Here is a 15489-nt window from a genome sequence, read left to right on the forward strand (position 1 = left end):
CGAATAATCTCCCCGGCGCCCTGGCCCGACAACAGGACTCCGGCGAAGCGGACATCCGGTTCCTGCTCGCTGAAGGCCACGGAGACCCCCACGAAGGTGCGCTGCCATGCCCGCCGGCGGATGCCGGGTGTACAGCGAAGCGGCCTTCATCTACCGTCTGGGGCCATGGCGATCACGGTCGACGATCTGTCGGTGCCGGAGCGCCGGTTGTGGGAGGCGTTCCCGACCGGTGAGTGGGTGGACCTGCGAACCGGTGACGAGGAGAGCTACGACCCGGTGGAGGAGCCGCCGGACTGGGGCCAGGACCGGTGGGTGCGGGCCGAGGTGGTCGCCGCGCTGCTGGCGGGTGCCGTCCCGGTCGAGCCGGGCAGCGTCGGTGTTTTGGTGCTGCAGGGTGCCCGCATCGAAGGCCTGCTGGACCTCGCGGGGATGGAGGCCTGCTGCCGGTTGGCGCTGCGCGGGTGCTGGCTGGGCGCCGGGATCCAGGCCGAGGAGGCCCGGCTTCGCACCGTTTCCCTGCAAGGCAGCCTCGTGGGCGAGGTTCGGCTGGCCAACGCCCACATCGACGGCACGTTCGTCCTGCAGGGCGCCAGGTTGGTCAACCCGGATGCCAAGGTGCTGGTCGGCTACGGGCTGACCGTTAAGCGCGACGTGCGAGCCGACGGGCTGGTGGCCGAGGGTGAGGTCGACCTGATCGATGCGCACATCGGTGGAACGCTCCGCCTGCACGGTGCCCGCCTGCAGAACCCGGGCGGTAACGCGCTCCTGGCCGACGGGCTGACCGTGACGAGCGGGATCTACTGCCGCGACGGGTTCAGCGCAGAGGGGACCATCCGGCTGCGCGGCGCGCACATCGGGAGCAACCTCGAGATGGACGGCGCCCGGCTGGTCAATCCGGGCGGGCACGCCCTGTCGGCGACCAGGCTGACCGTGGCGGGCAGCGTGTTCTTCCGCCACGGATTCACCGCCGAGGGTGAGGTCCGGGTGCTCGACGGCCGGATCGGCGGGGCGTTCGATCTGTCCGGCGCGCGGCTGGTCAACCCCGGCGGCGAGGCGTTGTCCGCAGACGGTCTGCGGATGGACCAGAACATGATCCTCACCGGGGGATTCACCGCCGAGGGAGTGGTCCGGCTGGTCAGCGCCCGGATCGGGGCCATCGAGGACGATCCTTGGCAGTGGCCGGACCGGCTGGAACTGAACGGACTGACCTATCAGGAGCTGTACCCCGACGCACCCGCTCGGCTGCGGCTCGGCTGGCTGTCGCGATCAGCGGGCGGCTACCGCGCGCAGCCGTACGAGCAGCTGGCGGCCCACTACCGGCGGCTGGGCCATGACGAGGAGGCGCGGCGGGTGCTGCTGGCCAAGCAGCGGGCCCGGATGCGGGAGCAGGGCTGGTGGGCGCGCCCGTGGGGCTGGCTGCAGGACGTCCTGGCGGGGTACGGGTATGTGCCCGGCCGTGCGGCGCTCTGGCTCGCCGCCGCGTTCACGGTGGGCTCGTGGTACTTCGCCCGGCATCATCCGGCGGCGGCCAAGGCGGACCACCCGCCGTTCAACACCCTGCTGTACACACTCGACCTGCTGCTGCCCGCACCCAACCTCGGCCAGGAGGATGCCTTCAGCCCGCTCCATGGCGGGCTGGCCCTGGCCGCCGGCCTCCGGGTGTTCGGCTGGGTGCTGACCATCGCCGTGCTGGCGAGCATCACCCGCGCACTGAGCCGCAACTGAAGCCGCAACTGAAGCGCCTGTGCCGTCGCCGCCGGTCAGGAATTGCCCGGAACCGACTTTTGGCGGCCTTGGACAGCGTATGGGCCGGTCTGGACAGAGTGGGGTGTTCCTGAACGCAAGCCGGCCGGACACGTTGTCCGGGGCTGAATCCTCGCTGGGTAGCGTCAGAAACGGTGCTGGGTTTCCGACCCGGCTCGGTGTCGCCTGAGCGCTGCGACATTGGTCATCCCGAAGTGCACCGGGGGGCCTCCCAGGGCCTCGTCTCCATATCAGTGAAGGGCCATCGTCATGTCTGTTTCTTCTTCTTCCTGGGATGTCAAACACCGGTTGCACGATGCGATCAACGCGCACGACGTGCATCGAGCGATCCAGTACTACAGCCCAGACGCCGTACTGGTCTCGCCGACGGGTGTAGCGGAAGGACCCGAGGAGATCGGTTGGTTCTACCAGCATTTCTTCGACGGCTTCGAGGACTACCACCAGACGGCGTGGGCCGAGATGGAGTGTGACGATCCCGCCATCACGGAATGGGCGCTCACCGGCACTCACACGGGGCCGTTCCTGCTGCCCAACGGACGGGTGCTGGAGGGGACCGGCCGTCACGTCACCGTCCGTGCCGCCTGTGCGGCCTACGTCGAGAACGGCAAGATCGTCACGCACCGCGGATACTTCGATCAGCTGGAGCTGTACAGCCAGCTCGGGCTCGTCCTGGCTGAGCCCGAACCTCCCTCGCCCCCGGCCGATGACGTCGTGGATCCCGGGCAGCGGTCCGGCTGGAGGCGGATGCTACTGCGGCGGTAGCAGGTACGGGCCGGGATCTCCGGGCTTCGGGAACGGCGGGGAAGCTGTGATGCCTCCCCGCCGTAGAATTCGTGCGGTGTCATGCGAAACCACACGTACGGTGCCGACCGGCCCGGATCACCCGTAGGCGGACCCGCAGCCGAACAGCTTCTTGAGGCGCTTGACCGCCCTGCGGAACTTTCTCCGCTGGGTGGCCCTCGCCTCGGGCGGCAGCCGGAGCAGGGACGCTCCGGCGGCGATCACGCTGATCCAGGACATCCCGACGACCTGCCATATCGTCGGGATCTTCTGCTCCATGATCAGATCGACCAGCAGCCCGAGCAGCGGAATGACGCTCCACAAGATGGTGTAGACGGCATCTCCGAGCGCCCTTCTCGCCCTCACGTGCAGGTACCTGGGAACGACGACGGTCATCAGCGCTGTGCAGAGCAGCGCCAAGAGGACCTCCCAGGACCAGCCGACCGACGGGTCCTCGCCCGCCAGCTTGGCCCACACGGCGAGACCCACCACGCCCAGGCTCGTGCTCAGTGCCTGGAACTGGTCGGCGTCCGCACCGCCCCGATCGACGTAACTCCGGGACAGCGCCATGTAGATGATGCCGGAGAGAGCCGATCCGATGGACCAGATGACTCCCCACGGGCGCACCGTGATGTGCCATGCCTCGATGGAGACGGCAAGACCCAGCACGATGAGCAGCGGCACCAGCATCGCCGCGAACCGTTGCCCCGTCTGCCAGACCTCCTTTGAGTAGGTCATGGTCGAGACGGCGAACGTGATGGCGTTGATGGTGGCGAGAGCCGTCCCCGACGTCATCGCCAGGGCCATCAGGCCCCGGCCCATGAGGTTGCAGCCGCCGAGCACGGCGATCGCCGTCACGGCTTGCCAGGTCAACCGGAGCCGCTGAGGCCGCGGCTCCGTGTGGCGGACCAGCCCCAGTATCTGGAGCCTGTACGCCACCAGCAGCAGAACTGCCGCACCGATGCCGTACTCGGCCGTCGTGACGACCAGAGCGGACATCGCGATGCTGTCGAGCAGGTAGTTCTTGAAGATCGACCGCCCGAACAGCTTCGACGAACCTTCGACGAGGGTGAGACCCGCGCCCAAAGCCATATTCTCCGGCCCTGTGGCCGGTGAACTTTTCATGTTTGCAATCCCTCGAACAGGCGCGCAAGGGATCAGCTGTGAGCCGGTCCCTTGGAGATCGCGCCGATGGATACGACGAGACTCCGCAGAACCGGTTTGGTTTGTGAAGTTCAAAATGATCATACGCTCGGCGTGCCGCGGGCCGGCGGGACAAGGTGACCTGCTACCGGTACCGCGCCGTCCGTCAAGCGTTTCGTGCGCACCGCGCGGCGTTACCACACGGCACAGATCAGGTCGGTGCCCACACCCTGGCCGGCGAAGACCCACTCCCGCCTGACCTAGGCGACGCGTTGCTTGACGCATTCCGATATGGGCATATGATTGCTGCCATGGCACGAGCAGCGACGACGTCGGACGTCTTCAACGCGATCGCCGAGCCGCAGCGCCGGGAGATCCTGGTACTGCTGCGGGCGGGTGAGCGGCCGGTGACCGAGTTGGCCCAGGAACTGGGGATGACCCAGCCGGGGGCGTCCAAACACCTGCGGGTGCTCCGGGAGGTCGGGCTGGTGCGGGACCGCAAGGCAGGCAAACAGCGCCTGTACGGCTTGGACGCCCGCGGGCTGCGGCCGGTCCACGAGTGGGCCGGCGGGTTCGAGCGGTTCTGGAACGAGAGCTTCGACCGGCTGGACGCGTACGTGCAGGACCTCAAGCAGACACGGCAGGAGGAATGACCGATGGCAGGGGCAAGGCAACAATCCCGGGCGGAGCCGGCGACGGCCGACCGCGAGATCGTGATCTCCCGGGTCATCAGTGCCCCACGGGAGCTGGTGTTCGAGGCGTTCACCGAGGTGCGGCACCTGTCGCGATGGTGGGGACCGGAGGGGTTCACCACCACCACGCGGTCCTTCGAGTTCCGCGTCGGCGGGGAGTGGGACTTCGTGCTGCACGGGCCGGACGGGACGGACTACCAGGAATGGATCTCCTGGACCGAGATCGCCCCGCCGGAGCGGATCGCGCTGCTGCACGGTGAGTCCCGCGACGACCCGAACGCCTTCGAGTCGGTCCTCACGTTCGCGCCCGACGGCGCGGCGACCCGGATCGAGATGCGCACGGTGTTCCCCACCAAGGAGCTGCGCGAGGAGGCGGTCGAGAAGTACCACGCGATCGAGGGCGGCCAGCAGACCCTGAGCAACCTGGCTGCCTACATCACCGAAATCGTTCGGAATGGAATTGAGGGCTGATGGCCGGAAAAGTGTTCTTCAGCGTGTCGATGTCGCTGGACGGGTTCGTCGCGCCCGAGTCCAGCGAGGACTTGATGGGGCAGCAGTGGATGGAACTGCATGCGTGGCTCCTCCCGCAGCGGTTCACCCGGGAGAACCTGAAGATCGGCGAGGGCGGCGAGGAAGGGCGCGACAACGACATCGCCCGCGAGACGTTCGAGCGCACCGGCGCGAGCGTCATGGGCAAGCGCATGTTCGATGCCGGCGAGCAGATGTGGCCGGAGGAGGCGCCGTTCCACACCCAGGTCTTCGTCGTGACGCACGAGAAGCGTGACCCCTGGGAGCGGCCGGGCGGGACCACCTTCCACTTTGTCAACGACGGCATCGAGACCGCGCTCGACCAGGCCCGCGAGGCCGCCGGCGACCGAGACGTCCGCATCGCGGGCGGCGGCGCGACAATCCTGGAGTACGTGAACGCCGGTCTGATCGACGAGTTCTCGATCGCGCTCTCACCCGTGCTGTTCGGCTCCGGAATCCGCCTGTTCGAGGGCGTGGACGCGGGCCGTGTGGCCCTGGAGCCGGTCCGCGCGGAGCCGACGCACCATGCGACCCACCTGACCTACGCAGTCCGGAAGCGGTAGGCGCACGGCGACTGCTCGCCCTTAGAAACGATCAAGGTCCAGGTTGGGGATCATGTCCCTGGCCTGGCCCTTCTAGGTGGAGCGGGTGACGGGCCGGTGACGGCGTGCCGGCCGACCGGTCGATACCCCGCGACGCCGACTACGTCCCCTCACCGAGTACGAAGTCCCTGATGGCAAGGGTGTTGGCAAAACGCCCCTCGCATGGTCATCTCGAGGGGCGTTTCTGCTGGTCAGACGAAGCGCAGCCGGAGGGATTCGAACCCCCAACCTCTTGATCCGTAGCGGTTTGGATGCTGTTTTAATCTGTGCCTGCCCGTTCGACGAACGTTATTTCATCCCGTTTCGGCATGGTGTGACCGATTGTGGTTGCCGAATAGTGCCTGGCTCTGCTTGCTGGTACCTGTGTGTTCCCGGACGTCCGGGCACACCTCGGGCCAACACATGTGGTCTCGGCTGCGATGGTTCTGTCGCCACGCCTTCATCGCTTAGCGGGTTCAGCCATCATCATGCCGGATGAGATCGGCTGGCTAGGAGGTCTCACCTCCTTATGCCGCCAGGCCAGGGCTTCACATCGTCAGCCTTGAGCGTGTTCAGCGTTCGGAGAGGGTTGCACGGGACGTGTTGATCTAGTTGATGTTCCGGTTCCTGATGGCTGAGACGGGTCGGACTTGGGCGGGTGGGATGGTCCGCGGTTGGTGGGGAGTCGGTCGCTGCTGTCAATGACAGGGGCATGGCTGACAGGGAAGGGGCCGTACGTGTTACGTGTGGGGGCTTTTGAGGAGGGAGGGAATCTGTTGGTGACCAGGACCCGGAACAGACACGTGCACACAGGCGAGGCGGAGGTCTTCGTTCAGCGGATCATCACGACGACGCTACTGCTGATCGCGATGTTCACTTTCGCCTTCAGTTTCTCTAACGTGTGGGCGTTGGGTTTGAGCTCGGTGCTCCTGGGTGGGCTGCTCCGCTGGTGGCTCCAGCCGTCGATCTGTCCGTCGTGGCGTTGCTTTTGGCTTTGCACCAGCTGACTGGCCATGGCGTTTCGCCCCGGCGGCTCAGGTCCGCGCGGGTTCTTCTCGCGTTCTCTGGGATGACGACACTTGCGCTCAACGCTGCCGAGCCGATCCTGCGCGGTGCGTACGGGCGTGCGGCGTTCGATGCGGTGGGTCCGATTCTGCTGATCGGATGGAGCGAGGTAGGGCCGGTCCTGCGGAGTCTGATCCACGAGATTGGTGTGGCTGGTCTTCGACCTGCCGTTGTGGTGGACGTTAAAAGGGGCCGCTGGACATCGAGTCCAGCGGCCCTGAAAGCCCGTAGGCCTTCTTGTGGCCCTCCCCCCGTTCACAGGAGGAGAACCGTGCATTCGCCCGGGTGACTATCACTTGGATAGTCGATGTTGAAATACCCGGGCTCCCACACCTCCAGCAGGTTGTGCACCACGTCGAACACGAACGATATGTCCGGGTCCCAGACGATGGCGTGCACCCAGCGGACACTGTGGTCCTCCTCCATCCAGCCACCCTCGTATCGGATGTCCAGACGGTCGAGGACGTCTTTTATGCGTGTTAGCACGTGTCGATCGGTGACGACGCTCACGTAGAACCGCACACTGCCGTCCATGGCCTCAACACCGTGGAGGTCCAGGGCACCGTAGTTAGCGATCTTGTTCATGACGCCTCCTGACTTAGTTTGTAAGTTTGTTCTCACTGTTCACGCCGGGCGCGCCTCCGCAAGCGGTGATTTGTGCGGTCTGCAGGGTCACGCGGCGGCTGGCAAAGAGAGCGGCTTCGGGTACCGCACCGAGGCCAGCGCGATGGTGACTCGGGTCCGCTCGCCGCGGTCCTTCCCAAGGAGATCACGTAGCGATGTTCTGTAGACATACGCTGTGTTGCCTCATGTCGTGTTGCGGCTGAGGGAGCGAAGTGGCGTACGACAGCGACCGGGAGCTGATCCACGCGATGCTGGAACGGAGGCTTGATCCGTTACCGCGCCCTCGCCCACTCCTGCCGCACCGGAAGTGATCGGCCCGGCACCGGACACCTTCGTCCTGCTCTTCCACCGGCTGCGGCCCGGCTTCGAACCGGAGCAGCGGCCCCGCTTTCGTGATCTGGCCTGGCGCCTGGCCCTGATGAGCCCCAAGGAGTCGAATCGCTCGCTGGTCGTCGACTGGAGCCGGTGCCCCGCCGGGCTGCGGCCCGGCCTGACGCGCGCGGCATTCGCCGAGCTGAACGTGCCGACCCCCGGCCGTCCTGCTCCAGCAGCGTGCCTCACGCTCGACGACGCAACCGTCCACGCTGCGCCACTACTTCCAGACGTGGATCGCTTCGCCTCCTGGCTCGCCGCACGCGGAACCACCGAATTTCCCAGGTCACCACCGACGATCTGGATGCCTACGCCGAGCACCTGCGCGCACGGCCGCAGGTGCCGCACCGACGCCAAGAGCCTGTGGGTCATCTCGCGCCTGTGGGCCTACGCGCCCCACCTCCCGAGAGTGCTCCGTGGACGGGACTGCTGCGATGAGCGGGACTCGCGGCCGGCGGCGCCCCATGAGCGCCCGTAGTCATGTATCAGCGCGGGCCGTACCGGCTCCTATGTTCATGACCAGTAATGCGATGGGGACGACGCACTGGCCTCTGGTTGCCAGGGGGCCGCATCTGGACCGGATCGCCCGGGCCCTGCACGGCAGGCAGGGGCGAGGACTGCTGATCGCCGGGCCGCCGGGAGCCGGACGTACCCGCCTCACCGCGGAGGTCCGCCCGGCCCTGCGCGTGGTCGGGACCCGGTGCGCCGCGCGGCAGCCGCTCTCCGCCTTCGCGGGCTGGCTGTCGCCGGGAGCGCCGCCCACGACGAAGCAGGTGCGCGCCGCGCTGCGGCGCGGGCCGGCGCCGGTGCTGGTGGTCGACGACGCGCATTTGCTCGACGACGCCTCGGCCGCGCTGGTCCACCAGCTCGCCCTGCACCGGGAGGTGCGGGTGGTGGCCACCGTCGTGGACGGAGCCCCTGCCCCGGACGCGATCACCGCCCTGTGGAAGGACGACCTGCTCGGGCGGCTGCCACTCGCCCCGCTGACCGAGCCGGAACTGGCCGAGCTGCTGGGCGCCGTCCTGGACGGCCCGGTCGAGTACCGGGCGGTGCGCAGGCTCGCCGCGACGGTACGAGGCGACCTGCGGATGCTCGGCGAGCTGGTACGCGCCGGGATCCTCGTCCAGCGCGGCGGCCTGTGGACCTGGCGGGGCCTGGACACCGTCGACGGCCGGATCAGGGAACTGGTCGCGAGCCGGTGCGGCGACCTCGACGGGCCCGCCTGGGACGCCCTGGCTCACGCCGCCTTCGCCGCGGCCGGTCCGGCGGGCACGCCGCTGCCGGTGGAGACGCTGGCGGCGCTGGCCGGTGCGGAGGCCGTCGAACTGCTGGAGACACGCGGGCTTCTCGCCCCTGACGGGACCATTCCTTACGCCGTGATCATCCGGGCGATGACCGGCCGGCTTCGGGCCCGCCGGATCCAGCGCCGCCTGGCCCGGTGCATCGACGATCCGCTGCGAGCCGCGGTGTGGCGGCTCGACTGTGGTGATCCGGTCGCCCCGGACCTGCTGATCGCCGCCGCCGATCGGGCGCTGGCCGGCCACGAGGTGCCGCTGGCGCTCCGGCTCGGCCGTACGGCCTTGTCGGCGGGGGGAGGAGCGCCGGCGGCGGCGGTCATCACGGCGGCCACCCGGCACACGTCGTTGCTCGACGAAGAGGCGGCCCGGCTGGAGGCCGCACTCGAGGCGGGGGACCTCACGGTGGCCGCGGTGATCGGCGCGGACACCGGCTGGGACGAGGCCGCCGCCGCCTACTGCGGCCACCAGGCCCGCCTGGCCCGGCTGCGCGGCCTGCCCCGCACGGCACTGCGCTGGGCCCGGGACGGTGCTCTGCGCCGTCCCATCCCGCTCTGCATGGGAGAGCTCGCGCACGCCGCCGCCCTGCTCGGCGACCCCGCCACCGCCCACCAGGCCCTGGCCGAAGTGGACGCCGGCGCTCTGGTGCCCGCGGCCGGGCCGCTGGGCGAGTGTGGGGCCGGGGCCGTCGGGCTGGCACGCGTGTGGCTGCTCGCCGCGGCAGGTGACCGCGAGGGGACGGTGGGCGCCGCGCTGGCCGTACGGGGGCGAGCGCGGCTGTTCGCGCTCCACGACGTGGTCCGGCTCGGTATGCCGGAACGGGTCGCGCCGGAGCTGGAACGGCTGTCCGGCGCGTACGCCGCCCTCGTGGCCAGGCAGGCGGCCGCCGGCATCGCCCATGACGGCACGGCGCTGGAGGTGGTGGCCAAGGAGTTCGAGCATCTCGGCTACCTGCTGTACGCGGCGGAGGCGTATGCCCAGGCGGCCGCCGAGCACGTCCGTACCGGCGAGCCGCGCCGCGCCCGCGCCGCGCTCAACCAGGGCTGGCGGCTGGGCCGGGTCTGCGAAGGCGCGTGCACCCCCGCGCTGACCGCGCTCGCCGCGCCGGACCTCACCCAGCGGCAGCGCGAGATCGCCCGGCTCGCGGTGGCCGGGCTCGGCAACCGGGAGATCGCGAACCGGCTGACCGTCTCCATCCGCACCGTCGCCAACCATCTGTACGCGATCTACGACCGACTCGGCGTCCACGACCGGGCCGGCCTGGCGCAGCTCTTCGCCGGCCTGGAAACCGAGTAGGGGTCACCAGTGGACGCGATCGGGCCTCGGGCGGGGACGGGGGTCCCGCCCGAGGCTCGGCCGGCTGCTCAGCAGTCGACGTCCATCGGCTGCACGGTGAAGCCGGTGGGGACGATCTTGAGGGCGGTCTCGCCCGCGATGTCGATCCTCTCGGCGTTCTTACGCATGTCCGCGTAGACGCCGCGTGCGTCGGCGCGGTTCTCCCGGGCCATCCGCTGCGCGACGTACCCCGCGACCAGCGGAGTGGCGAACGAGGTGCCGCTCCACCGCGCGTCGTGCGTTCCGGTGAAGTCCGCCACGGAGCCCCCGCCGACGAGTGACGACTCATGCGAGAGCGCCCCCCCGTGGTAGGGGGCTCGGCAGGCGCAGCAGTAGTTGTCCGCGGGTGGGAGGAACTGGCACTGCTCGAAGGTCGCGTGCTGGTACTGCAGCTTACGAGCGGCGCCGGAGAAGCCGGATACGAGCCGCTCTCCGGGCGCGAACACCTTCACCCAGGGGCCGAAGTCACTGAAGCAGGCGCGGCCGGTCAGACATTCACGCAGAGCGCCCACTGACACGACGAAGTCGGCCGCCGAGGGTTCCGCGGCATACGCGGCCGGCCAGAAGCGGATCGAGTTGCCGTTGTTGCCAGCCGCCGCCACCAACAGAGTCGGCTTGTCCCTGATCGCCTCAATGAACCTCGAGAAAACGGGGAGGTGGTGAAGATCCTTGAGGGCCGGTGATCCGGCGGACAGGCTGATGATGTCCGGCCAGTCCGAGTGCTCCGCCTGGAACTGATCCAGTGCGGCGAAGAGACGGTGGGTGAAGTCGTCCTCCAATGCGGCACCTGATTGGTCGAGGACATTGCTGACCTGGACCAGAGCGGTCGGTGCGACGGCCTTCAGCAGACCGGTGATGAAGGTGCCATGGCCGACGTATTCGCGGATGTACTCCTGGCCGTCCGGGCCGGTCGTGGTCTCGTTCTTGCGCGCGGCTCCGGAGATGCCGTCGCCGAAGCCGAGGAGGCCGTATTCCGCGACCAGGCCGGTGTCGATGACCAGGACCAGCGGTCGGCGGTGGTCGGCCGGGGCCGGTGCCACGTCACGGACGCTGCGGGGTTCCGTGGTCGGCCACGGCTCGTCGGCCGGGCAGATGGTCCCGTTAGTGATCCCGATGATGTGGTTCGGTGCGGCATCGATCGCCCGCCGGTCCGCCATGTTCTTCAGGCGATCGAGTGCCTCGGGCACATCATCGTCCGGCCGCATGGGATCACCGAGGTCCCGCCGCGTGGGATCACCGAGTTCGGCCTCATCCACGGCGGAGCCGACGCTCAGTCGTACCAGCCCCGCGCGCTCCGGATGACTCTGTCGCCTGGGGCTCATGTGCCGCAGCGGGCTGTCGGATGATTCTTGGAGCCAGCCGGCGTCCTCACTGCCGACCAGGATGGTGCCGCGTTGGAAGGCGCACGGCGGATCGGCCGGCCCTGTCCCGGTGGGTCCGGCGGCGAGTGGCACATTCAGCGCATCCTGTACGACGCGGAGCTGCTCAACGAATCTTCGTGACGCCATGGCCCGATCTCCTTGGTTGCTCAGTAGGCACACGATCTGGAGCCCCCGAGTGCCCTCCTGATACATCGTCGCAATGGACGAGCCTCGAACCGTGGACTTAGCATCGATGCGTGCCACCTGGGGGCCTCGAGAACTCGCTGGATCTGCTGCCGATGGTCTTCGCACGGCCGAAGGAGGCCGTTACCGCGGCGCGCGCCCTTCTGACGGATTCAGTGAGTCCGTTCGACGCATCGGTCGCCTACCAGGCAATCGGGATCTTCGAGAGAGACTTCGGCGACGTCACCGCGTCGATCGCCGCCCTGCAGCGAGCCCGTGGTCTTGCCCGTCGGTCCGGCTCGGCGGATCGTGAGACGGACGTGCTGGGCACGCTCGGCGCCGCGCTCGTCCTCGCCGGCCGCACCCGCCAGGGGCTTGCGACGCTGGAGGCGGCGCTCATCGCCGCTGAGGGACTCGCGGCCGCGCAGCTGCGACACCGCCGCGCTGCCGTCTACTGGACCCTCGGCCGTCACGCCGAGGCCATGGACGATTTCCGGGTGGCGATGCCGGTTCTCCGAGAGGCGGGCGACGCCATCTGGCTCGTTCGTGCGCTGAGCATTCGCGGGACCGTACGGCTGGCGATGGGTGAGGCTGCCGCGGCCGACCGGGACTTCGCCGAGGCCGAGCGGCTCTGCGCGGAGACAAGGCAGGACGTCGACATGGCGATGGCCATCGAGAATCGAGGGCTGGCCGCCTCCCGCAGCGGTGACGTACCGGCCGCGCTGTCGCACTTCGACGAGGCGGCCCGGCGCTATGCCGTGCTCGGGACGCCGATGTACGTGCTGCACGTCGAACGGTCGGGGCTGCTGCTGATGGCCGGGCTCGCGCACGACGCGCTGGCCGAGGCGGACCAGGCGATCAAGGCGATCGAGCAGGCCCGGGGCCAGCCGATCCGCCGGGCCGAACTCCTGCTCTCCGCCGCGCGCGCGGCACTGGCGGCCGGTGATCCCGAGGCGTCGGCCGTACGGGCCGGAGAGGCGATGCGGATCTTCGCCAGGCAGCGCCGGGACTGGTGGCGGACGCATGCCCGTCTCGTCCACTGCCAGGCCCGCTTCGCCACCGGGGAACACACCGCGCGGCTCTTCCGCGAGGCCGAAGACCTTGCAACGCGCTTGGCCGCACTGAACTCGCCCGAGTCCGTACCGGCGGCGCTGCTCGCGGGCCGGGTCGCGCTGGCACTGAACCGCTTCGACGATGCCGACCGCGTGCTCGCCACCGCCATGAAGGCCCGGCTCAAGGGCCCGCCACTGGCCCGCGTCGAGGGCTGGCTGGCGTACGCGCTGCGCGCCGAGGCGGCCGGGCAGAACGCGGCCGCGCTGACCGCCTGCCGCCGCGGCCTCGACGTCCTGGACCAGTACCGGCTCACACTGGGCGCCACCGAACTACGGGCCCGGGCCACTGCGTACGGCGGAGAACTGGCGGCGCTCGCACAGCGGATCAGCCTGCGGACCGGCAGCACCCGGAGACTGCTGGAATGGAGCGAACGCTGGCGGGCCACCACGCTCGCGGTGCCCCCCGTCCGCCCGCCCGACGACCCGGACCTGCTGCGCGACCTGACGGCCTTCCGGGAGATCCACAACCGTATCGAGAGCGGCGGAAGGGACCTCGCCAGGGAGCTGCGCCGGCTGGAGGACGCGATCCGGTCCCGGTCGTACCGGATCAGCGGTGCCGGCGGGGCGACCGGCCGCCTCGACAGCCGCGAGCTGCTGCGCGACCTCGGCGACCACCTGCTCGTGGAGATCTCCGAGCTGGACGGCGAGCTGTACACGCTGCTCTGCGGCCAGGGCCGGGTCCGGAAGTTCCGGGCCGGACGGGCCGCGGACGCGCTGGCCGAGCTCGGCCATGTGCGGGCGGGTCTGCACCGGCTCTCCTACCACGCCTCGGCGGAGCGGCTGGCGATCGTCCGGACGGGCGGGCGCCGGCTGCAGGAACTGCTGCTGGGCCCGGCGGCGTCCCGTCTCGGCACCGGGCCGGTGATCGTGGTGCCCCCGGCGCGGCTGCACGGTGTGCCGTGGGCGGTGATGCCCGCGTTCCACGACCGGGTCCACAGTGCGGCGCCGTCGGCAGATGCCTGGCTGCGCACCCTGGACAAGGGCCCTGGACCGGACCGGGTGGTCCTGGTCCAGGGCCCCGGACTGGCCGGCGGCGAGGTACCGGCGCTGACCGCCGGTTACGACAAGCCGGCCGTGCTGGGCTGGGGCCGGGCGACGGTGGAGGCGGTCCTGGCCGCGATGGACGGCTGCGGCCTCGCGCATCTCGCCGCGCACGGGACATTCCGGTCCGACAGTCCGATGTTCTCCGCGCTGCGCATGGACGATGGTCCGCTCAGCGTGCATGACCTGGAGCGGCTGCGGCGGGCCCCGTACCGGATCGTCCTGCCGAGCTGCGACTCGGCTCGGCTGGAGCAGGTCGGCGCGGACGAGCTCCTGGGGCTGGCGTCCGCGCTGCTCCCGCTCGGCACGGCCGGGATCGTCGCGGCCGTGGTGCCGGTCAACGACCAGGCCGCGGTCCCGCTGATGCTGGCGCTGCACGAGGCGCTCCGGGCCGGGCGGAGCATGGCCGAGGCACTTCGCGACGCCCGGCGCGCGCTGCCGCCGGATCCGCTGCACCAGGCGACCGGCTTGTCGTTTGTCGCGATTGGCGCGGCCTGAGGGTGGTCGCCTGCCTACGATGGACCCTCTACAGGGGAGCAAGCCACGGTGCACAACGAAGATGTCGGTGGCCTGGTGACGTCGGCGGCCGATGGGGACGCCGCCGCGTGGAACGCCCTCGTCGGGCGCTTCACAGGCCTGGTGTGGTCGGTGGCCCGGGCGCAGGGGCTGAGCCGCGACGACGCCGAGGAGGTCGGCCAGATCACCTGGTTCCGGCTCGCCGACCACATCGGCCGGATCAAGGAGCCGGACCGGATCGGTGGGTGGCTGGCCACCACGGCCCGCCACGAAGCCCTGAAACTGCTCCGCGCGAGCCGGCGCGTCGGCCCGGTGCCCGACACCGACGCCGTCGCCCCGGCGGTGGACGACCACTCTCCCGAGGCCTCCGTGCTGGCCGCCGAGGAAGCCGCGGACCAGGCCGAGCGGCTGCACGGGCTGTGGGCGGCCTTCCAGGACCTGCCGGACCGTTGCCGCCGACTGCTGGGCATCCTGTCGGGCTCGCCGCCGCCGAGCTACGCTGAGATAGCGGCCGCACTGGAGATGCCGGTCGGCAGCGTCGGCCCGACCAGAGCTCGATGCCTCCAGCGGCTCCGCGGGCTGCTGGCCGAACGGGGCGTCCGCGGTACGGGGTGAACCGGAAGGAGGCAGGGCATGGATGACGACGCCGTACTCGAGGCGGAGCTACGGCAGGCGGCCCGGCTCTTCGACCCGCCGCCCGACCGGGCCCGGCAAGCCGCCGAGGCCGCGTTCACGATGAGGTCGGTGGACGCCGAACTCGCCACGCTCACGTTCGACTCGCGTACGGCGGCGGGCGCCGTCCGTGCCGGCTCTCCCGGCCGGCTGCTCACCTTCACGGCAGGGCCGGTCAGCATTGATGTCGAGCTCGTGGTGGACGGAGAGGAGACCGGCATCATCGGGCGCGTGGACTGTTCCGGTCCGGTCCGCATCGACATCCGGACCCCGGGCCGCACCGTGACCGTCACCACCGACGACCTGGGCCGCTTCACCTCGGGTCCGCTAGGCCACGGCCCGGTCAGCCTCCGCTGCGACCTCGACCCCGGCATCGTCACCGAGTGGTTCCCGGCCCACTGATCGTCGCGGGGACTCGGCCTCTG

General features: G+C 69.8%; 14 protein-coding genes. 10 read left to right on the plus strand and 4 right to left on the minus strand.

From position 1 onward, the window contains the following. Positions 1-165: 165 nt before the first annotated feature. Together ACRYCC_RS28100 and ACRYCC_RS28105 are read left to right on the plus strand one after the other, a co-directional pair. Positions 166-1725 (plus strand): hypothetical protein, encoded by a 1560-nt coding sequence (locus ACRYCC_RS28100; RefSeq protein WP_433816703.1) that lies wholly within the window; start codon positions 166-168, stop codon positions 1723-1725. A 288-nt stretch (positions 1726-2013) separates the two neighbouring features. Continuing rightward, entirely contained in the window at positions 2014-2526 is a 513-nt protein-coding gene (locus ACRYCC_RS28105) for an ester cyclase (RefSeq protein ID WP_433816704.1), read from the plus strand. A 117-nt stretch (positions 2527-2643) separates the two neighbouring features. Here the strand turns inward: ACRYCC_RS28105 and ACRYCC_RS28110 are convergent, their stop codons facing one another. Continuing rightward, entirely contained in the window at positions 2644-3630 is a 987-nt protein-coding gene (locus ACRYCC_RS28110) for a DMT family transporter (RefSeq protein WP_433816705.1), read from the minus strand. Between the two features lie 368 nt (positions 3631-3998). Here ACRYCC_RS28110 and ACRYCC_RS28115 point away from each other — a divergent pair, with 368 nt between their 5' ends. From ACRYCC_RS28115 to ACRYCC_RS28125, 3 genes are read left to right on the plus strand one after another with little or no spacing between them, the layout of a single operon-like run. Continuing rightward, the gene (locus ACRYCC_RS28115) at positions 3999-4340 is read left to right on the plus strand and encodes an ArsR/SmtB family transcription factor (protein WP_433816706.1); all 342 of its coding nucleotides are present in this window, start codon (positions 3999-4001) and stop codon (positions 4338-4340) included. A 3-nt stretch (positions 4341-4343) separates the two neighbouring features. Continuing rightward, a complete protein-coding gene (locus tag ACRYCC_RS28120) occupies positions 4344-4850 on the plus strand; it encodes an SRPBCC family protein (protein WP_433816707.1) in 507 nt (168 codons plus the stop codon). After that, complete coding sequence (locus ACRYCC_RS28125; RefSeq protein ID WP_433816708.1) at positions 4850-5470, plus strand: dihydrofolate reductase family protein; 621 nt, start codon at positions 4850-4852, stop codon at positions 5468-5470. Before ACRYCC_RS28120 ends, ACRYCC_RS28125 begins: the two co-directional genes overlap by 1 nt. An 850-nt stretch (positions 5471-6320) precedes the next feature. Here ACRYCC_RS28125 and ACRYCC_RS28130 read toward each other — a convergent pair. Then, entirely contained in the window at positions 6321-6692 is a 372-nt protein-coding gene (locus tag ACRYCC_RS28130) for a hypothetical protein (protein WP_433816709.1), read from the minus strand. 116 nt (positions 6693-6808) lie between these two features. Beyond that, positions 6809-7138: a hypothetical protein gene (locus ACRYCC_RS28135; RefSeq protein ID WP_433816710.1), complete on the minus strand. Its 330-nt coding sequence runs from the start codon at positions 7136-7138 to the stop codon at positions 6809-6811. A gap of 346 nt (positions 7139-7484) precedes the next feature. On the opposite strand from ACRYCC_RS28135, the gene ACRYCC_RS28140 reads away from it, so the two are divergent. Beyond that, positions 7485-8027 carry a hypothetical protein gene (locus tag ACRYCC_RS28140; RefSeq protein ID WP_433816711.1) on the plus strand — a complete coding sequence of 181 codons (543 nt, stop codon included), beginning with the start codon at positions 7485-7487 and terminating at the stop codon, positions 8025-8027. Between the two features lie 37 nt (positions 8028-8064). Further along, positions 8065-10140 (plus strand): LuxR C-terminal-related transcriptional regulator, encoded by a 2076-nt coding sequence (locus tag ACRYCC_RS28145; RefSeq protein ID WP_433816712.1) that lies wholly within the window; start codon positions 8065-8067, stop codon positions 10138-10140. Between the two features lie 68 nt (positions 10141-10208). Here the strand turns inward: ACRYCC_RS28145 and ACRYCC_RS28150 are convergent, their stop codons facing one another. Beyond that, a complete protein-coding gene (locus tag ACRYCC_RS28150; RefSeq protein WP_433816713.1) occupies positions 10209-11687 on the minus strand; it encodes a S8 family serine peptidase in 1479 nt (492 codons plus the stop codon). A 110-nt stretch (positions 11688-11797) separates the two neighbouring features. Here ACRYCC_RS28150 and ACRYCC_RS28155 point away from each other — a divergent pair, with 110 nt between their 5' ends. Genes ACRYCC_RS28155 through ACRYCC_RS28165 form a run of 3 tightly spaced genes read left to right on the plus strand, consistent with a single transcriptional unit; the run spans position 11798 to position 15466 of the window. Then, positions 11798-14374: a CHAT domain-containing protein gene (locus ACRYCC_RS28155; RefSeq protein ID WP_433816714.1), complete on the plus strand. Its 2577-nt coding sequence runs from the start codon at positions 11798-11800 to the stop codon at positions 14372-14374. A 48-nt stretch (positions 14375-14422) separates the two neighbouring features. After that, the gene (locus ACRYCC_RS28160) at positions 14423-15007 is read left to right on the plus strand and encodes an RNA polymerase sigma factor (RefSeq protein WP_433816715.1); all 585 of its coding nucleotides are present in this window, start codon (positions 14423-14425) and stop codon (positions 15005-15007) included. An 18-nt stretch (positions 15008-15025) separates the two neighbouring features. Then, positions 15026-15466 (plus strand): hypothetical protein, encoded by a 441-nt coding sequence (locus ACRYCC_RS28165; protein ID WP_433816716.1) that lies wholly within the window; start codon positions 15026-15028, stop codon positions 15464-15466. Positions 15467-15489: the final 23 nt, after the last annotated feature.

It is taken from the genome of Actinomadura scrupuli (assembly GCF_050971785.1).
Taxonomy (GTDB): domain Bacteria; phylum Actinomycetota; class Actinomycetes; order Streptosporangiales; family Streptosporangiaceae; genus Actinomadura_E; species Actinomadura_E scrupuli.